This is a genomic window from Microbacterium saperdae (assembly GCF_006716345.1).
GTDB lineage: Bacteria > Actinomycetota > Actinomycetes > Actinomycetales > Microbacteriaceae > Microbacterium > Microbacterium saperdae.
Genome location: NZ_VFOX01000002.1, coordinates 431,047 through 447,174, shown reverse-complemented (window position 1 = coordinate 447,174; position 16,128 = coordinate 431,047). Strand labels below are relative to the sequence as shown.

At 67.7% G+C, this 16,128-nt stretch carries 21 protein-coding genes and 1 tRNA gene; 7 read left to right on the top strand and 15 right to left on the bottom strand.

Annotated elements, in window-relative coordinates:
* Positions 1-5 precede the first annotated feature (5 nt).
* Genes FB560_RS16785 through FB560_RS16760 form a run of 6 tightly spaced genes read right to left on the bottom strand, consistent with a single transcriptional unit; the run spans position 6 to position 4,099 of the window.
* Positions 6-1,010, bottom strand: a complete 1,005-nt coding sequence (locus tag FB560_RS16785; protein WP_141873680.1) for a hypothetical protein — start codon at positions 1,008-1,010, stop codon at positions 6-8.
* Complete coding sequence (locus tag FB560_RS16780; RefSeq protein ID WP_141873678.1) at positions 1,007-1,330, bottom strand: PadR family transcriptional regulator; 324 nt, start codon at positions 1,328-1,330, stop codon at positions 1,007-1,009. The genes FB560_RS16785 and FB560_RS16780 overlap by 4 nt, the downstream gene beginning before the upstream one ends.
* 58 nt (positions 1,331-1,388) lie before the next feature.
* Complete coding sequence (locus FB560_RS16775) at positions 1,389-2,369, bottom strand: SRPBCC family protein (protein WP_141873676.1); 981 nt, start codon at positions 2,367-2,369, stop codon at positions 1,389-1,391.
* Positions 2,366-2,611, bottom strand: coding sequence for a hypothetical protein (locus tag FB560_RS16770; protein WP_141873674.1), 246 nt, complete (start codon positions 2,609-2,611; stop codon positions 2,366-2,368). Before FB560_RS16770 ends, FB560_RS16775 begins: the two co-directional genes overlap by 4 nt.
* 46 nt (positions 2,612-2,657) lie before the next feature.
* Complete coding sequence (locus FB560_RS16765; protein ID WP_141873672.1) at positions 2,658-3,062, bottom strand: GntR family transcriptional regulator; 405 nt, start codon at positions 3,060-3,062, stop codon at positions 2,658-2,660.
* Positions 3,059-4,099, bottom strand: a complete 1,041-nt coding sequence (locus FB560_RS16760; RefSeq protein ID WP_141873670.1) for a hypothetical protein — start codon at positions 4,097-4,099, stop codon at positions 3,059-3,061. The genes FB560_RS16765 and FB560_RS16760 overlap by 4 nt, the downstream gene beginning before the upstream one ends.
* Before the next feature lie 87 nt (positions 4,100-4,186).
* On the opposite strand from FB560_RS16760, the gene FB560_RS16755 reads away from it, so the two are divergent.
* Positions 4,187-4,522 carry a hypothetical protein gene (locus FB560_RS16755; RefSeq protein WP_141873669.1) on the top strand — a complete coding sequence of 112 codons (336 nt, stop codon included), beginning with the start codon at positions 4,187-4,189 and terminating at the stop codon, positions 4,520-4,522.
* A gap of 98 nt (positions 4,523-4,620) precedes the next feature.
* Here FB560_RS16755 and FB560_RS16750 read toward each other — a convergent pair whose 3' ends face one another.
* Both FB560_RS16750 and FB560_RS16745 read right to left on the bottom strand, forming a co-directional pair.
* A complete protein-coding gene (locus FB560_RS16750; RefSeq protein ID WP_141873666.1) occupies positions 4,621-4,953 on the bottom strand; it encodes a hypothetical protein in 333 nt (110 codons plus the stop codon).
* 288 nt (positions 4,954-5,241) lie between these two features.
* Positions 5,242-6,195: a GlxA family transcriptional regulator gene (locus tag FB560_RS16745; RefSeq protein ID WP_141873664.1), complete on the bottom strand. Its 954-nt coding sequence runs from the start codon at positions 6,193-6,195 to the stop codon at positions 5,242-5,244.
* Positions 6,196-6,308: 113 nt separating this feature from the next.
* On the opposite strand from FB560_RS16745, the gene FB560_RS16740 reads away from it, so the two are divergent.
* Positions 6,309-6,902 (top strand): isochorismatase family protein, encoded by a 594-nt coding sequence (locus tag FB560_RS16740; RefSeq protein ID WP_141873663.1) that lies wholly within the window; start codon positions 6,309-6,311, stop codon positions 6,900-6,902.
* 16 nt (positions 6,903-6,918) lie between these two features.
* Here FB560_RS16740 and FB560_RS16735 read toward each other — a convergent pair whose 3' ends face one another.
* Both FB560_RS16735 and secA2 read right to left on the bottom strand, forming a co-directional pair.
* The gene (locus FB560_RS16735; protein ID WP_141873661.1) at positions 6,919-7,719 is read right to left on the bottom strand and encodes a siderophore-interacting protein; all 801 of its coding nucleotides are present in this window, start codon (positions 7,717-7,719) and stop codon (positions 6,919-6,921) included.
* Positions 7,720-7,895: 176 nt separating this feature from the next.
* On the bottom strand, positions 7,896-10,544 hold the full coding sequence (gene secA2 / locus FB560_RS16730; RefSeq protein WP_141873659.1) for an accessory Sec system translocase SecA2: 2,649 nt from the start codon (positions 10,542-10,544) through the stop codon (positions 7,896-7,898).
* Between the two features lie 14 nt (positions 10,545-10,558).
* On the opposite strand from secA2, the gene FB560_RS16725 reads away from it, so the two are divergent.
* From FB560_RS16725 to FB560_RS16705, 5 genes are all read left to right on the top strand, one after another.
* Positions 10,559-11,017, top strand: coding sequence for a hypothetical protein (locus FB560_RS16725; RefSeq protein ID WP_141873657.1), 459 nt, complete (start codon positions 10,559-10,561; stop codon positions 11,015-11,017).
* Between the two features lie 44 nt (positions 11,018-11,061).
* Entirely contained in the window at positions 11,062-11,712 is a 651-nt protein-coding gene (locus FB560_RS16720) for an RNA polymerase sigma factor (protein WP_141873655.1), read from the top strand.
* Positions 11,709-12,695, top strand: coding sequence for a hypothetical protein (locus FB560_RS16715; protein WP_141873653.1), 987 nt, complete (start codon positions 11,709-11,711; stop codon positions 12,693-12,695). The genes FB560_RS16720 and FB560_RS16715 overlap by 4 nt, the downstream gene beginning before the upstream one ends.
* Positions 12,696-12,847: 152 nt before the next feature.
* Positions 12,848-13,129 (top strand): DUF3892 domain-containing protein, encoded by a 282-nt coding sequence (locus FB560_RS16710; RefSeq protein WP_141873651.1) that lies wholly within the window; start codon positions 12,848-12,850, stop codon positions 13,127-13,129.
* A 128-nt stretch (positions 13,130-13,257) separates the two neighbouring features.
* Positions 13,258-13,815, top strand: coding sequence for a GNAT family N-acetyltransferase (locus FB560_RS16705; RefSeq protein ID WP_141873650.1), 558 nt, complete (start codon positions 13,258-13,260; stop codon positions 13,813-13,815).
* 13 nt (positions 13,816-13,828) lie between these two features.
* On the opposite strand, the gene FB560_RS16700 is transcribed toward FB560_RS16705, so the two are convergent.
* The 5 genes from FB560_RS16700 to FB560_RS16685 form a co-directional block, all read right to left on the bottom strand.
* Positions 13,829-14,221 (bottom strand): GreA/GreB family elongation factor, encoded by a 393-nt coding sequence (locus FB560_RS16700; RefSeq protein ID WP_170198191.1) that lies wholly within the window; start codon positions 14,219-14,221, stop codon positions 13,829-13,831.
* A gap of 126 nt (positions 14,222-14,347) precedes the next feature.
* Entirely contained in the window at positions 14,348-14,491 is a 144-nt protein-coding gene (locus FB560_RS20750) for a hypothetical protein (protein ID WP_170198165.1), read from the bottom strand.
* The gene (locus tag FB560_RS16695; protein WP_141873646.1) at positions 14,488-15,009 is read right to left on the bottom strand and encodes an RNA polymerase sigma factor; all 522 of its coding nucleotides are present in this window, start codon (positions 15,007-15,009) and stop codon (positions 14,488-14,490) included. The genes FB560_RS20750 and FB560_RS16695 overlap by 4 nt, the downstream gene beginning before the upstream one ends.
* Positions 15,009-15,599: a hypothetical protein gene (locus FB560_RS16690; RefSeq protein ID WP_141873644.1), complete on the bottom strand. Its 591-nt coding sequence runs from the start codon at positions 15,597-15,599 to the stop codon at positions 15,009-15,011. The genes FB560_RS16695 and FB560_RS16690 overlap by 1 nt, the downstream gene beginning before the upstream one ends.
* A 275-nt stretch (positions 15,600-15,874) precedes the next feature.
* Positions 15,875-15,957: transfer RNA gene (locus FB560_RS16685), tRNA-Leu, on the bottom strand.
* Positions 15,958-16,128: the final 171 nt, after the last annotated feature.

Below are 16,128 nucleotides of genomic sequence, written 5' to 3'. Positions count from 1 at the left end.
CACGCTCAGCTCTCCAGCGGCGTCGGGCGGTCCAGGCCCACGTAGGGCGCGAGCCGGCGCTCGAACTCCGCGCGGTCAGCACCTGGCAGCAGTCCGTTCGCGCCGTACATGACCGAGATCGAGTTCGGGAGGGAACCGTACTCCGCCGAGGCTTCGGCATCCTCGGTGAAGCGCCCGTCGCGGTCGAGCGACAGATCCTGCATGGTGAACATGAGCCACTGCCCCTTCGGGCCCTCCACCATTCCGGAGATGATGACCGACTCTTCCGGGGTCACCCCGCCGAAGGCCTGCTTCAGGTCGGCCGCCGTCATGTTGTCGGAGTCGTGATCGAGCGTCAGCTCGGTGAAGCCGTGCCGTGCCGCGATACTGGCGATGATCTCCAGCGCCCGTTCCTTCTCAGCCCAGGTCGCCGGCACGCTGGTGGACTGCCGCCCCGACACGTTGAGGGTGCTGAGCATCGAGGGGCCACCGTAGAAGTTCTCCGCGGGGAAGGCGACCTGGTCGCCGTTCCCGGTGGATGGCGCCGCCCATTCGAGACCGAACTCCGCGGTCAGTGCGGTCTCGATCTCCTCCAGCAGGGCACGCCCCTCCGCCTCCCCTTCTTCCAGGGTGGGTCCGGAGAGGATCTCTTCGGGGTCGAGCTCGGGAATCCCGGGGTAGTCCCGCCAGAACACCTCCCGATCGCCGTCGTCTGTGGCCTCCACCGTCACGACACCGCGTGCATCGGAGACGAGCATCACGGCGATCGCCGCTGCCGGAGCACCCACCACGACCGCACCGACGCCGATCGCCACGATCGCGAAGATCCGTCGCCGCGTGAAGGTTCCCCGCCGAGAGCTCACGCCTTCAGACAGCGCGGCCTGCAGCGCGCCGAGTGCCACCTGTCTGCGAGGGATGCCGAGCTCCTCCGCGCCGGCGAGATCGGCGAGCCATTCCTCTCGACGTATCTCCCGCCGCGACCGAGGCAGGAAGGCTGCGGCGATGCGGATGAGCGTCTCGGAACCGCTCATCCCGAGACCCCGAAGGCGAGTCGCGGCGTGGGCGAGGCCACGACGCGGCGAGCGCGTGCGGCGACGAGTGCGGCAGCTTCTGCGCGCCCCTCATCCGTCAGGCGGTAGTACCGGCGGCGCGGCCCCGCATGGTCAGACTCGCCCTCCCAGTCGCCCACGATCCAGCCGAGCTCCTCGAGCCGGGAGAGGATCGGGTACACCGTGCCCGGCGCGCGCTCCACAGCCTTCGCGAGCGCGAGACCCCAGATCGGGTCCGCGGAACCGAGCAGCACCTGCACCACGTCGAGAGTGGGTGCCGTCACCCGCGTCAGCTTCGTCATGCTGCTTATTCTATATATAAAGAACAAGCGGCGCGAGGGACGGTTTCGACGCGAGAAGTCACCGGAACGCGCGACTGATGCCCCCGGCGATCTGGGTCAGCTGCACGAAGCACAGGAAGCGGAAGGCCGGCTTGAGCAGCGCCCCGATGACCCTCCGGCGGCGACGACTCGCGTGCAGCTCCCATCCGAACGAGAGGCGCAGTTGCGCCCCACCTGCGGCCGGCTCGATGTCGATCGCGACCACGCGCGCGTTCGACCGCGGCTCATCCGGGTACGTGAAGTGCCACGTCGCGTGCGACGGTCGCTCACGCCGCACGGACTCGGCGTACTGCCGACGGATGCCGTCGCGGATCTTCAGCGGCTTGCCGCCGGAACCCACCGTGCGCGTCCGCGCCTCCCAGCGACCGGTCGCGGCATCCTGTGCGACGACCTCCCCGATGGTCGGCTCCCATTCCGCGAGGCGCCCGCCGTCGGCGAGCAGGTTCCACACTGCTTCCGGATCCGCCGGTACGAACGCCGTGTGCGAGCCATGGATGGTCGGCGGCTGGTCGGCTGCGTTCGGATGCTCCGCGATCAGCAGTGCGGCGTCGTCGAGCGCGGCAGCGATGCGATCGGGCTCCACGTCCAACCGCCCGAGAAGATCCGCCATCAGGCCACTGGGCTCGGCGAGCAGCGCACGCAGGACCGCAGCGGAATCACCCCCGCGATCTCCCGAGACGGCGACCCTCATCACGGCGAGTGCGCGTTCGGTCCAGTCGTAGCCGCCGGTCTCCTGATAGACGATGCGTCCCCCTGCGCTGTCCGCCTGCACGCCGAGCGAACCCAGCTGGTCGGCCTGCTGCTTCTCGATCGCCGCACGCGTCGTATCGAGGGTGATCCCGAGGCTGCGCAGCACCTGTCCGCCGATCCCTGCGTCGATGGTCAGCGCGAGGAAGAGGTGCTCGATGTCGGCATCCCGCACGCCGAACCGGGACGCCTCCTCCATCGCCGCCAGCGAGAGGGTCTGGCTCGTCGCGGCGGCACGGGTGAGCTTGCTCATGCGTTCCTCCTCGGGATCTCGATCGAGGGATCGATCCGTTTCGCATGCTTCTTGTGCACGGCCTGCCTCGTGACCCCGAGCGCGTCGGCGATGCCCTGCCAGCTGATCCCCGCGCGCAACGCCGCTTCGACCTGCCGCAGTTCGAGCGTGTCAGCGAGACGTCGCAACGAGGCGACGGCGCGCAAGCCGGCGCGAGGGTCGGATGTGTCAGCGGCGATGTCGGCGACCTGAACGGATTCCATGTCGTCAACCTACGTTGCTAAGATCCTGAATGTCAACTTTGGTTGCTTAAAGGTCAGACACGCTCTCACCCTCCGTCGCCAGCCCCGTCTCGGCCCGCCAGACCGCGCGCAGCACGTCGATCACGTCATCCTGGCCGGCGCCGGTCGATGCCGCCTCAGCCACGAGATCCCTGACGTGCTTCAGCACGGATGCCGGCAGCAGCCCCGCCGATTCCGCGACCCGCGTGCCGGCAGCTGTGCGGCTGACCACGAGGCCGTCGTGCTCGAGCATCTTGTACGCCTTGGCGACCGTGCCCGCCGCGACACCGAGATCGGTCGCCATCTGGCGCACAGTCGGGAGGCGTTCGTTCGCTCCGAGCTGGCCCGACACGATGAGTCCGCGCAGCTGGCGATAGATGTCCTGCGTAGGACTCCCCTCGTCCGCCGCGGACAGGATCGGAGACGCGGTCATCGCGCGACCTCGGCATCGGCCACGGCAGCCTCGGCCTCCGCCGGGACCTTGGGGGCACGGATCCGCACCGCGACCAGCAACAGCAGGGCGAAAGCGAGGACTTCGAGGACCGGCGCAGCCCAGCCCGCCGCGGCTGCGAGTTCTGCGTAGCGCCAGATCACCTCGTAGGGGGCGCCGTCGTTCTTCCCGTCGATGACGAGACCCGACGCGGTGCCGGCGCTGGCGATCAGTCGCCACGCACCCGCCAGGCCCAAGAGCATCGCCGCGGTCGCGATGCGCACGGCATCCCGCGCCACGACACGACGCGCGTCCTTCTCGGCGGCGACCGCCTCCGGGCGGATGTAGGGCCGCGAGGCGTTGGCATGGAGCACGCCCCAGGTGGCCGCCGCCAGAAGGGCGGCGCAGATCAGGACAGGCGCCCCATAGGTCCACCCGTAGAAATGCAGTCGCAGAGGATCGATCGTCTCCTCGTTGGGGATCGGGATCTCCAGCCATGCGGAGTCCCCTCGGCTGTCGGCATAGGCGGCCAGCCCCGCGGCGATCGACGTCACCAGGATCGCGACCAGCACCACCACTCCCCCGATGAGACCGACGCGCGGGCCGAAGCTCGTCCACGTGCGTCGCGCACCGGACAGGAAGGGGACCGCCGCGGGCGTGGCACCACGCACCTCGATCGCCGCCACGACGCCGAGGCCGAGCGCGGCGACGAAGATCGCCGTCGCGAAGCGCCACCACGGCAGCAGCTCCCCCAGGTGCAGGACATAGCCGCGCAGCACGTTCTCGACGGCGAAGACGACGATGACCAGGACCGCGGTGATCGCGAGCGCCACACGCTCGATGCGGTAGCGCGTCTGGACGGATCGGATCACCTCCGCGCTCCCGCCCGGCGCCGGGCGGAGGGCGACCTGCGGACGTGTCGCGAAGATCAGGATCGCGCCGACGATCACCGCGGCGAGGAACAGCGAGAACAGCGGCAGCGAGAACGCCGCTCTCACCAGGTCCATCAGGCCGAACAAGGGGGCATCACTCTGCGACATGTCGTCTCCGATCTCCAAGTTGTGTCATATGTCTACCACAACTTGTACTTTAAGCGCGATACAAGAACCCCGGGGCAAGATGGAGACATGGAGTATCTGACGATCGAGATCCCCGTCCACCTCTGGTGGCGGGTCGATGGCTGCGTCGACAACAGCATGGCCATCGATGCGGTCGAGGCGGTGATCGAGACGACGATGGTCGGCTCCTGCGTCCGCGATGCGGGGTGGCGCGCGTCCGCTGCATTCGACGGCGAGCGGGATCAGTACGGATGGCCGCCGCAGCGCCATCCGCTGCCGATCGTGCTGCGCACCGCGCACTGGGAGTGGACCCTCGAGCAGCTCGATCGCTGGGAGCCGTACGCGACGGACTCGACCTCAGCCGAGGTGCGCGGGCTGATCGCTGCCGCTCTGCGCGATCGCTGAGCTGGGCTGGCTCACCGCGATGGTCGCCAGCAGACCAGAACCGCGTCGTAGCTCACCTAGGACCGCATCGACGACCACCCACGCTCAAGGGCAGGTGACTAGCCGAGGCGCATCGCGCTATTCATCACGAGATTCGTGATGAGCAAGGCGATCAGTGTGATCGTGATACCAGCTGCCGGGAGCAGCCAGGCCAAACGGAGTCGCGATCTTGTGAAGAAGTACGCGCTTGTAGTGAGGATGAAGACGATCAGGTCAGTGATCCAGAATCCGCGGGTTATGGTCTCGGGTGTCGGGTAGTCACATTGATTGGAGCAGCCAGCGATCTCGAGGGTCCGCGCCAAGACGACCAGCGCAGACACGACCGCCACGAAGAGGCTCACCCACGCCAGGTTGTCACCGATCTGCGATTGTGCGCTGCGCTGGTCGTTCATGATTCTCCTGGGCCTAGTCTTGCGAGGTCAGCGTGTACTGGATCCAACCGGCGACCGAGTTCGCATACTGCGTGTATGAGTTGTGGATAGCAGGGTGTGATGGATGCACACCCTACTGCGATCACCAGCCCACGGGCTGCTTCGTCGTCGACATGACCCAGGGACGTCTTGTCTCCCTTTTACCCAGGCCATTCGTAGAACCCGTGGGCGAAGACGATCGCATGGACCGTCTGAGACCAGGCGTTCTCGGCCACGGAGAGCGACCGGAGCAATCGACCGCCGGCCCCCTCACCGCGAGCGGAACGCCGCCCGGTACTGACTCGGCGTCGCCCCGAAAGCGGTGACGAAATGCTGGCGGAACAGCGCGGCACCACCGAAGCCGGCGGTCGACGCGACGTCGTCGATCGGCAGTGCGGTGGTCTCCAGCAGCTCCCGCGCCGCCGAGAGCCGCTGCCCGAGCACCCACTTCGCGACCGTCGTGCCGGTCCGAGCCCGGAACGCGCGAGTGAACGAGCTCCGGCTCAGATGCGCATGGGCGGCGAGGCTGTCGATCGACAGGTCTGCGTCCAGGTTCGCCGCACTCCAGCGCATCGCCTCCGCGAGTGGATCACTGCCCGGTTCGGGAACCGGTCGCTCGATGAACTGCGCCTGCCCGCCGGAGCGATGCGGGGCCGCGACGATCCGCCGGGCAACCCGGTTCGCGACGCGCTGCCCTTCCTTCCGCGCCAACAGGTGCAGACAGGCGTCGATCCCTGCCGTGGCACCGGCGCCGGTGATGATCCGCCCCTCGTCGACGTACAGCTCATCCGGTTCCAGCGTCACCAGCGGGAAGCGGGCCCGGAAGACATCCGCCCATTTCCAGTGCGTCGTGGCCGTGTGCCCGTCCAGCACGCCGCTGTCGGCGAGGGGAAAGGCGCCGAGGCAGAGGCCGAGCAGTTCGGCGCCGTCATCCCGCGCATCGCGCAGCGCGGCCGACAGCTCATCCGGCGCGGCGGTCTCGGGCTGCCCCCACCAGGGGACCACGACGACATCCGCGCCCCGAACGGCCTCGAGCCCGTGCTTGATGTCGATGTCGAAATCGGCGGAGGTGCGCAGGGTGCCGGCGCGCAGCGCGGCGACCTGGATGGGCCACGGCTCGATCTCCCCCACCGGGGTCTCACCGCCCCAGACCAGCGACGGCACCGAGAGGTGGAACGGACTGATGCCCTCCACGGCGATCACCGTGACACGCGGTGCGCTCATGCATCCTCCTGAACAGGTCGCCCCGAAACCGACGGCACGTGACCCGAATCCATCTATCAAGAACAGTTCGGGTCACCCAGACTAGTGTCGACCGCTTCGAAAGGACACCCCGCATGACCACGTCAGCCACCCTCCGCTCGCTCAGCGGCGTCGTCGACAGCCCCGCCGAACTGGCGACGTCGACCGTCGTGCTCGTCGACTTCCAGAACACGTACACCCGTGGCGAGATGGAGCTCGAAGGCTGGGATGCCGCTCTCGACGCGGCGGCGGAACTGCTCGCGAAGGCCAGGGAGGCGGGAGCCACCGTCATCCACGTGCAGCACGACGGCGGTGCCGGATCCGCGTACGACATCCGTGAGGACATCGGTGCGATCCACGACCGCGTCGCCCCGATCGAGGGCGAGGCCGTCGTGATCAAGCACGCACCGAACTCGTTCGTCGGCACCGACCTGGGCGACCGCGTGGATGCCGCGGGCCACGAGGACATCGTGATCGCCGGCTTCATGACCCACATGTGCGTGACGTACACGACCGAGGGCGCCTTCCTCCGCGGAAACCGCCCCACCGTGGTCGCCGCCGCGACGGCCACCCGCAGCCTGCCCTCGGTCGCGGGGGATGTGTCGGCGGAGCAGCTGCACCGCTCGGCGCTGGCCGGCATCGCCGACCTCTACGCCACCGTGGTCGCGACGGTGTCCGACCTGCGCTGAGGGGCCCCGCCGTCGGCTACTCGATCTGCCCGATCGGCTCGCGCTTCTCAGCCTGGAACTGATCCTCTGCGCGACCGCGCGCCCAGTATGCCGAGATCGACAGGGACTCCCGCGGCACCTCACGCTGCTTCAGCAGGGCGCGAACCTCTTTGATCGTTCCGCGCTCACCGTGCGCGAAGACCCCGGGGGTTCCCTCTGACCAGGGCAGCTCCGCGAGCGCGGCGAGGAGTTCATCGTCGTTCTGGGTCCACCGGATGCTCACACCCGACGGGAGGGCGGGAAGGATGCGGTCCGCCGGATCGGCGACGGTGAGCAGCACATGACCCTGCGCGGCGGCATCCATCTCCTCGACGGCGGAGGAGATCGCCGGCAGAGCCGTGTGGTCTCCGATGAGCAGGTGCCAGGGGGCGGCGGCGTCGGGACGGTATCCGCCACCGGCGCCGCTGACGACGATCGTGTCGCCCGGCCGAGCGGCGCGAGCCCAGGGGCCGGCGACACCCTCGTCGCCGTGCACGACGAAGTCGATGACGATCTGCCGCGCCTCGGCGTCGGCCGCACGGATCGTGTAGGTCCGTCGAGTGGGCAGCTTCTCGGGTTCCTCGGCGCGCAACTGTGCCAGGTCATAAGGAGGAGTCAGCCCGTGACGCGGGTCGGCGAAGAGGACCTTGGCGTACTTGTCGGTGAAGAGGTTGTCGTTGTAATCGGCGAACCCGTCACCTCCCGCGGTGATCCGGATCAGATCAGGGCTCACCTGTTCCACCTGTTGCACGGTGAGGACGGCCTGGCTGGGCGCTTTGCGGGGCTGCTCTTGATTCATCACGTCTCCGGAAGTCTGCGGATGGTCCTCCCCCAGTCTGCCGGTCCCCAGGCGGGTCAGGCCCGGGCGCGGCAGAGACATTCACTGCACGCGAGTTGGCGCCAACAAGATATTCGACGTGGCGAGTGTCTTACTCGTGCCCCACCACGAAACCCCGGAAGTGATCCATCGGAACGTCATCGTCGCCGCCGGTCCGCCCACATCGTGCGCAAAGACTCGGCTGCTCGGGACGCCGCGTCTCCCAACGGATTGTCCGTGATCATGTACGTCCACGTCGCCGATGGTCGTCGCAGCCGCGCAGCTGCCGCGGCGGCCTGCGCATCGAGCTCTCCCGTCGCGAAGAGAAGTCGATCCACAGCCTGGTAGACGCGTTCGAAGAAGCCGTCGAACGCGATCAAAGCGATGCGATGGAACTCATCGAGTGGGTTCTGCCCGCCCAGCGCGCGGAGATGAATCCCGTCTCTTGTCTCCTGCAGCATCGCAAGATGGTCGCACCAGAGGTCATCCATCGTGGATACTGCGACTTCGCGGACGGCCGTCGTGAAGTCGTCGTCGTCCTCGTCCCTGGGAACTCTTCCCAGACGGGCCCACAACGTCGAGTCCGAGGAGATGAGCGCCTCGCGCTCCCTCAATACCGCAGATCGCTGCAGCGCGATGGCCCGGTGATATCCCCAGGTGGCCCGGTGCTGGTCGGCGCGAACTGCCTCGGAAATGTCCTGCGCGACGTCCAGTATGTACTCCTTGCGCTTGCGGGTGAGTCGCGCGGGCCGTTCGATCTGCGAGGCGATCGTTCTGGTCGCCGTCGTGGCGATCAGAACATCCTGCAGACTCGCGATGCGCAGGGAACCCCCGGGGTCGCCTTGTCTTCCCGCCCGCCCACGCAACTGCGCATCCAAGCGGCGCGAAGGATACAACCCGACCTGGATGACCATGAGCCCGCCGACTGACGCGACAGCTTCATGGTCAGCTCCATCCACGCCACCGAGCACGATGTCGGTGCCTCTGCCCGACATCTGGGTGGATATCGTGATGGCGCCCAGCTCGCCCGCACGCGAGACGGTGTATGCCTCCGCCTCGTCGTTCTTCGCGTTGAGCACACGAACGTCGAGGCCGCGGGCCGTCAAGAGTTTCCCAATGGCCTCAGACGCGGCGACACTCTGCGTCCCCACGAGCACAGGCCGGGCGTCCTCGTGGCAGCGCTGCACCACATCGACCACAGCCTCGAAGACATCCGCCTCCGTGTCGACGATGATGTCGGGCTCGTCTGACCTCGCCAGTGGCAGCCGTCGCTCGACCCGTCCGGAGCGCAGGCTGTAGAACTCCAGCAAGTCCTCCGAGACGTCCAGCACGGTCCCGCTCATGCCGAGCAGAGTCCGGTATGTCACAAGCAGATCTTGCACGGTCACCTGATCGAGCACGATGCCCGCTCCGCTCGAGGTGAGCCCTTCTTTCGCCTCCACGGCGGCGTGCATCCCGTCTGGCCACCGCTGCCCTTCAGCGACCCGCCCACGAGTCGTGTTCACGAGTCGAAGATCGTCGCCGTCCACGATGTAATCGACGTCACGACGCATCAGCACTTTCGCGTGCAGGGCCAGCGTGAGACCGGTCAGGGTGGGGATGTTCTCCGGAGAATAGAGGTTGATGCCGCCGAGCTGCGACTCGAGCTCGTCGAGAGCCTTGTCGGTGAATGTCACCGTGGCACCGTCGTCGTCCACCAGGTAGTCGACACCGTCCTCGAGGTCGAGGACGAGCGATGCAGACTGAGCCACATCACCTTCGGGGATCGCCGCAGTGCCCGCGAGGACGAGAGGGATGATCGCCTCGTCGATCATGACGGCATCGGCTTCGTCGACGATGGCGACATCCATCGCCGGAGACACCCGGTCGTCTTCATGAATGCAGAACCGGTCACGCAGCACGTCGTAGCCGACTTCGCTGACGCTCACGTAGACGACATCGCCTCTGTACGCAGCGCGCCGCTGCTCGGTGCCCGTCGATTCCTCGACAGCCGTCACCGAAAGGCCCAGTGCCGCATACAGCGGGCCCATCCACGCAGCATCCCGCCGAGCGAGATAGTCGTTGACGGAGATCACGTGAACCGATCGCCCTTTGAGCGCGAACCCCGCCGCGGCCAAGGCGCCTGCCAGCGTCTTGCCTTCTCCCGTGTCCAGTTCCACAGCGAAGCCCGCGAGCATCGCCGCAGCGGCCAACATCTGCTCACGGAACGGCACGACGCCGAGCGCGCGTCGAGACGCCTCTGCGGCGACCGCAAGCACCTGCGCATGAGCTCCATCGCCCACCTGAGCCCGCTGGATGAGATCCGCTCCCGAGAGATCGCGCAGCTCCTCTCGCAGTGAGATCGCCTGATCCGCCAAAGGCTCCAACGATGCAAACGATGTAGCGCCTGGGAGGTCGAGCGCTCTTCGAAGCCATTTCGGCGTTTCCACGCAAGGTCCCTTCTTCGAGGTCAGCTCCGCGCGTGACCCCCGCGCACCGCGCCGCTCGGGCACCGAGCAAGGTTCAGTCCGGTCATTCAACTCGCGACAACATGAACATGGTGACATCCTCCCCCGCGCCAACTCATTGGCCGGCCTCGGCATCAAGCCCCCGCCCCTGGGCCTGCACAAGCCCGAATGACGAGTAGTCCCAGCCTTCACGAATCCAACGTCGAATCTCGCGGAGTCCCGAGTGTGCAACGTCTCGATGCCACAAGAAAGTCGTCGGTAAGGAAGTCGCTCGTCATCCGAAAAGGTGCGTGCTCCCCGTCGCAACCAGCTGCCGCACAGCGGTGTGATGGAAAGAGGATCATCAGCATCTCTCGACACCCGAACGGACGAGCATGAAGAAGAGGCTCCTCAGCCTTGCCCTGGGCACGGTTCTCGCGATGGGGATCGCGACGCCTGCGCAGGCGAGCGAAGAACCCGCACTTCACCCCGACGTTCAATACGCCATCGATGCAGTGCCGGGGGGCACCGTCGTCGATGAGCACACCGTGGTCTGGCCGGATCTGGGCATGGAACTCTCTGTTCCCTCGCCCGACGCCCGCGCCGTCGGCTCCTGCGCCACCGGATCGTACTGTGCATACGCCGGAGCGAACAGGGGAGGCACGAAGCTCAGCTGGACTTCGTGCACGACGGTGAGTACCGCGGCACTGAGCACCGTTGGCTCGATCGCCAACGCTCGCTCATCCGGCACGGTGCAGGCGCGAAACGCCGCCGGCACCGTGCTCGGATCCGCCGGCGCCGGAGCATCCGTGAACGTGTCGGGTGGCACCACGAACCTGCGTTGCCTGCCATGACGCTGCGCCTGCGCCGATAGCCTGGTCGAGCAGTGCCAGCCATCGTGAGTGAGGTCCCCATGTTCTCGTTCGGGGTCGTCGGTACGTTGCGCATCGCCTTCGCCGGCGCCTCCCCCTCCGCCGACCGGTCGACGGGCGCCCGCCGGCTTTCCCGACGTCGGCACAAGAGCGAGTCGACCCGCGCCGCGCATCCGCAGGGGACGGAACTCAAGGATGTCGTGTTCCGGCGCCTCTTCGACGACTACTGGCCGCGGGTGCACCGACACCTCGAGTGCTACATCGACGACGACGACGAGGTCGATGAGATCACCGCGGAGATCTTCACGGTGGCCTGGCGCAAGCTCGACGCCGACCGGCCGATGCCTCTCACCTGGTTCCTCCGCGCTGCGAACAACAAGCTGCGTGATCGCTCCCGACGCGACCGCTCCCGTGATCGGGCTCTCGAAGCCCTGGTCCGTGGGCTCGAAAGCCCGTCGGAGGAGCTGGATCCTATGGAGGTGCTGGCACTGCGCACGGCGCTCACCACCCTCAGCGCCCGCGAGCGACAGATCGTCGTGCTCACGTATTGGGATGACCTGAGCGCCGGCGAGGTCGCCGAAGTGCTGCGGACGAGTCAGAGCGCCGTCTGGACGATGCTCACCCGTGCGCGCACGAAACTCCGCGCGCAGCTGGAAAGCGGTGGCGAAGGATCATGAACGTCTCCGATGACGAACTCGACCGGCTCCTGCGGGCAGCGAACCCCGCGCCGAAACAGGATGCCGCCGGGCTCTCCGCCGCGCACATCGCGATCCGCGAGGGCATCATCCGGGGAACCGCGCGCCCCCGGAAGACGCGCCCGCGCAAGACGCTCCTCTGGGCCGGACTCACGACCGCTGTCGCGACCGTCGCGGTGGCAGCCGTGGTCGCCGCGAACGTCTTCGCTCCGACCGGGCAGGCAGTGGCGCTCACTCCGCCGCCGCTCGAGTACCGGTCCTCCGGCTCGCTCGCCCAGGTCGTGGATGATGCCGAGCAGGCGTTGCTCGCTCCGCCAGACGTCGAACAGGAGTCGCGAGTCCACTCCGTCGGTTGGGGCTGGAGCGTCGACATGGAGGAGGGCCACGTCGAGGTCGTCCCTCAGGACATCACCTTCGTGTGGGCCCCGGGTGAGACGGCCACGAGCACCATCGTCGCCGGTGACCCGTACTGGTCGGATGCCGAGCGGCCCGCCGGTGTCGAACCGAGCGAGTACCAGCCCGGAGACCTGATCGACGAGGTCGTCATCCCCCCGGAGGAGTTCACACTGGCCCCCGAAGCGGCGAACCTCTCCGGAAGTTCGCCTGCCGAGCTCGAGGCCGCGCTGGCCGTGTTCGGCGCCACCCCGGATTCGTCATCCGGCGAGCTGCTCGCCGCGATCACCGGGCTGATGCAGTACTGGACCTTGAGCGATGAGCAGCATGCGACGCTGCTGCGCCTGCTGGCCGACACCGGCGACGTGCAGGTGCTCGGTGAGACGACGGACCGCCTCGGGCGCGACGTCATCGGCCTCCGTGTCGCGTCGACCATCCCCGAGCGGGTCGAGACCGTGTTCCTCTCCGTCGAGACGGGCCGCATGGTGGGCACCGAGAGCGAGCTGACCGAGCCGCTCGACACGCTCCCCGTGGGCGTGATCTCGTACACGATGTGGGATGCCGGGCGCTGAGCTCGATGCGCCCCCGCACCGTGAGGCGAATTCGGTAAGGATTCCGCAGGAGCAACGAAAGAGCTGCACCCGGCCCGCACGTCGAGGTCGCGTGCCTCACGAAGACTGGAGAGCGTCCGCGACAGCCGCGGCGATGCGACGGGGTGGCAGGTATGGCAATCGAGATCACGAGAGTACGGTTCGGCAGCACGGCCCGTACGGCGGATGAGATCGTCCGGTACCGGTGGGTGAACCCGGAATCCGGCAAGGTCGGCGAGATCGACAAGCCGTCGCTCGTCGCCTGGCTCGAGGTCAAGGGGGGCGAGGCCCACGTGGGCTCCGGCGCGGACCGCGTGCGAGTCGCCGTCGTCAGACCGGGCCGAGGGAGCCCCTACCTGCGCACCCATGCGGATGGTCTGGGCGCCAACAACCTCGTCAACCTCGACACGTTCTAGGCGCAGCCATCGGGCGGGTGCGGCCTCTGCACCAGGCCTCGCTCACACGATAGGGATGCCGGCCGGTCACGGAGTCAGACACCGGCGTGATCTCCGTCAGTCGCAAGGCGCGCGCCTAGAGTCGACGGGTGCCGTTCTCCTCTGCAGACCCGATCCCCCACGATCCCGCACGCTCCCCCGAGCGCGACGGTGATGACCGGCCGAGCCTCACGTTCACGGTGGTCGACCCCCGCGCCGCGGAGGCGACGTCGCTGCTGACCCGGTTCTTCGCCGACATCGTGAGCAGGTATTGGGGTCGACCGGCGACGTCGGAAGAGGTCGCTCGCGCGATGAGTGACGAACCGAGCGACGACCTCCAGGGCGAGACGGGGTACCTCGTCCTCGCGCAATCGCCGGCGGGCGTACTCGGCTGCGCAGGAGTTCGTGTGGTCGCCCCTGGCGTCGGTGAGGTCACCCGGGTCTTTCTCGATCCGGTCGCTCGCGGATCGGGCGCCGCCCGCGCGCTGCTCGGAGAGCTGGAGACGATCGCAGCCGAACGCGGACTGCACCGGTTGCGGCTCACCGTGCGTGAAGATCTCGTCGAAGCGCGTCGGCTCTACGAACGCGCGGGCTACGTGCCGGTCGAGCCGTTCAGCACGTCGCCGTATGCCGACCATTTCCTCGGCAAGGCCGTGGGCCCGGCGTAGCGCGTTCCCGCGGTCAGGCGGCGGGTTCCGCCGCGAGCACCGAGACGGTCGCAGGGCCATTGGGCGCCGTGTAGGTGACGTCGTCGCCCACGTATCTGCCGTTGACGGCAGCACCCAGCGGCGAGCGCGGCGAGAGGGCACGATCATCGGCCAGCACGGTGCGTTCGCCGAGGAGGAAGGTGTCCGTGCTGCCATCGGCGAACCCGACGGTGACGAGCATCCCGGGCTCCACGAGACCGTCGTTGGGCTTCACCGCGACGTCCGCGTTCCGCACGAGCGCGCGCAGCTCCACCGCACGAGCCTTGTCGGAGAGAGTCGCCTCGCTCCCCTGGGCTTCCAGGGTCGCGATCTCGGCCTGGAGGGCGGCAAGGGTGGCAGGCGGCATCCACACGGCGGGTGAAGTCATGGCAGATCCTTCGATAGACAGCGACGCAGGCGTGGTGCACGGGGCGAAGTCGGGCCCCGGTCGCTCACAGACCTGCGTCGGTTTCCCTGCTGGAGGCCAGCAGGCGTAACCACCGACCATATCGAGTCACCGCGGGAAGTCAACATCCTCAGGGAGCGTGCCGGCGAGCGCCGCCTGCATCCAGGTGATGTCGATGGGCTCCGTCGGAGGAAGGAAGAGGTCTGCGGGGTCGATGTCGCGCTGCGGCACGGGATGCCTGCCGGTGCTCACTGCTTCGGGCCGACGACGTCCACGACGAACACGCGCCGGAGCTCGCCGAGCGACTTGGCGATCCGGGAGCGTGCCGTCGAGGGGTTGAGCCCGAGGATCGCCGCCGCCTCGTGCGAGCGGAAACCGTCCCAGTAGACGAGCTTCATCAGCTCGGCATCTTCCGGCGGCAGGTCCTGGATCGCGGCGCGCAGTATCACGCTGTCTTCATCGCGGGAGAACTCGGGCACGAGCACGCGCATCGTGTCGGCGAGACGCTGCACCGCCTCGGATGCGCGCTGCGTGGACCGCCGCTGATTCTGGAGGACGTTCCGTGCGGCGCCGAACAACCACATGCGCGCCGCGATCGCCTCGGAGGGGATCTTCCCGCGTTGCTTCCAAGCGATCAGCAGCAGTTCCCCGAAGGCATCCGCGGCATCCGCTCCGTTGGGCGTTCGGCGTTGGAAGTAGGCCAACAGGTCGGCCTCGTTGGCGCGGATCTGCTCGTCGAACAGGTCCGTCTGCGCTGCCCTGCTCCGCATCAGTTGCAGCCGCGGTTCTCGGAGAACAGGCTCACGGGGACGTTCTCCTCAGGACTGGTCAGTCCCCTGGCATCGAGCTTTGCCCAGAGGATCTCCGCGACCGCCTCGTGGACCGCTGACTGCTTCATCTCCTCGGGGGTGTAGAACACCGTGCCGGGCGACCCGTCGTCGAAGGGCGTGCCGATCTCGGCGGCGAGCTCGGCTTCGCGATCCGACGTGTCGAGGTCGGTGAGCTCGATCGACGCGACGATGTCGCGAGCAGTCAGAACGATCTCCGCGTCATCCGGCACGCCCTCGGCGTGGACCTGGATGCCGGCGAAGCAGGTCTTGCCGTCGGGGCCGGGGATCGAGAACACGTTGTCAGCGGTCCACCCCCAGGGGGTCTCCATGCCGTTGCCCGCGACGGCGACGGACCCTGCACCCACCATCACCACCGTGGCCACGGCGGCACCGGTCCAGAGCCTCGTCGCACGACGGCGCCGCGATCGAAGGTCGGTCAGGATGCGCTGCCGATGCGCTGACAGCCCCAGCGGGCCGGTCACCGTGGGGGCCGTAGCCCGCAGTCGCGTTTCCAGGTCGTTCTCGTCCATGGCTCATGCCCTTCGCTCGTCAACACCTACACCCTGTACATGTCGCGAGCGCGGAGGATTGTCCACGGCGGCAGGAGATCGGACGATGGCGAGCAGGGTCGCAGCGTGTTCCGCGACTGGCCGGGCATCGAGGTCGCCTCCGCCGGCCCCACACCTGACGCAGACGGGAACAAGAGCTGAAGGAGCGCGAATCGGCGATTCTGCGACCGGCGACGGATGTCTCCCGAGAACGATGAAGGGCCCGATCCAACCGGACCGGGCCCTTCATCTCGCTGTGCGCGAGGGGGGACTTGAACCCCCACGTCCATAAGGACACTGGCACCTGAAGCCAGCGCGTCTACCATTCCGCCACTCGCGCGAGCGTCTCGTTCCGAAGAACTCAACTTTGCGAGGATATCACGCGTCTGGACCGCCGAGAAATCAGCGCGGCATCCGGCGGTTCGGGGTCGGGGACGCGCCCGGATTTCGCTCAACGACGCCGCTGCGGGGCGCACTTCCAGGTCACCTGGCTACGATGTCCCTACCAGTT

What these genes read in the sequence shown, in the direction of transcription:
- FB560_RS16750 (WP_141873666.1), bottom strand. Translation starts at nt 4,953, where the DNA reads ATGAACGACCAGCGCAGCGCACAATCGCAGATCGGTGACAACCTGGCG.
- FB560_RS16765 (WP_141873672.1), bottom strand. Translation starts at nt 3,062, where the DNA reads ATGACCGCGTCTCCGATCCTGTCCGCGGCGGACGAGGGGAGTCCTACG.
- FB560_RS16770 (WP_141873674.1), bottom strand. Translation starts at nt 2,611, where the DNA reads ATGGAATCCGTTCAGGTCGCCGACATCGCCGCTGACACATCCGACCCT.
- FB560_RS16785 (WP_141873680.1), bottom strand. Translation starts at nt 1,010, where the DNA reads ATGAGCGGTTCCGAGACGCTCATCCGCATCGCCGCAGCCTTCCTGCCT.
- FB560_RS16725 (WP_141873657.1), top strand. Translation starts at nt 10,559, where the DNA reads ATGAAGAAGAGGCTCCTCAGCCTTGCCCTGGGCACGGTTCTCGCGATG.
- FB560_RS16775 (WP_141873676.1), bottom strand. Translation starts at nt 2,369, where the DNA reads ATGAGCAAGCTCACCCGTGCCGCCGCGACGAGCCAGACCCTCTCGCTG.
- FB560_RS16760 (WP_141873670.1), bottom strand. Translation starts at nt 4,099, where the DNA reads ATGTCGCAGAGTGATGCCCCCTTGTTCGGCCTGATGGACCTGGTGAGA.
- FB560_RS16710 (WP_141873651.1), top strand. Translation starts at nt 12,848, where the DNA reads ATGGCAATCGAGATCACGAGAGTACGGTTCGGCAGCACGGCCCGTACG.
- FB560_RS16695 (WP_141873646.1), bottom strand. Translation starts at nt 15,009, where the DNA reads ATGCGGAGCAGGGCAGCGCAGACGGACCTGTTCGACGAGCAGATCCGC.
- FB560_RS16740 (WP_141873663.1), top strand. Translation starts at nt 6,309, where the DNA reads ATGACCACGTCAGCCACCCTCCGCTCGCTCAGCGGCGTCGTCGACAGC.
- FB560_RS16700 (WP_170198191.1), bottom strand. Translation starts at nt 14,221, where the DNA reads ATGACTTCACCCGCCGTGTGGATGCCGCCTGCCACCCTTGCCGCCCTC.
- FB560_RS16690 (WP_141873644.1), bottom strand. Translation starts at nt 15,599, where the DNA reads ATGGACGAGAACGACCTGGAAACGCGACTGCGGGCTACGGCCCCCACG.
- FB560_RS16715 (WP_141873653.1), top strand. Translation starts at nt 11,709, where the DNA reads ATGAACGTCTCCGATGACGAACTCGACCGGCTCCTGCGGGCAGCGAAC.
- FB560_RS16745 (WP_141873664.1), bottom strand. Translation starts at nt 6,195, where the DNA reads ATGAGCGCACCGCGTGTCACGGTGATCGCCGTGGAGGGCATCAGTCCG.
- FB560_RS16780 (WP_141873678.1), bottom strand. Translation starts at nt 1,330, where the DNA reads ATGACGAAGCTGACGCGGGTGACGGCACCCACTCTCGACGTGGTGCAG.
- FB560_RS16735 (WP_141873661.1), bottom strand. Translation starts at nt 7,719, where the DNA reads ATGAATCAAGAGCAGCCCCGCAAAGCGCCCAGCCAGGCCGTCCTCACC.
- FB560_RS16755 (WP_141873669.1), top strand. Translation starts at nt 4,187, where the DNA reads ATGGAGTATCTGACGATCGAGATCCCCGTCCACCTCTGGTGGCGGGTC.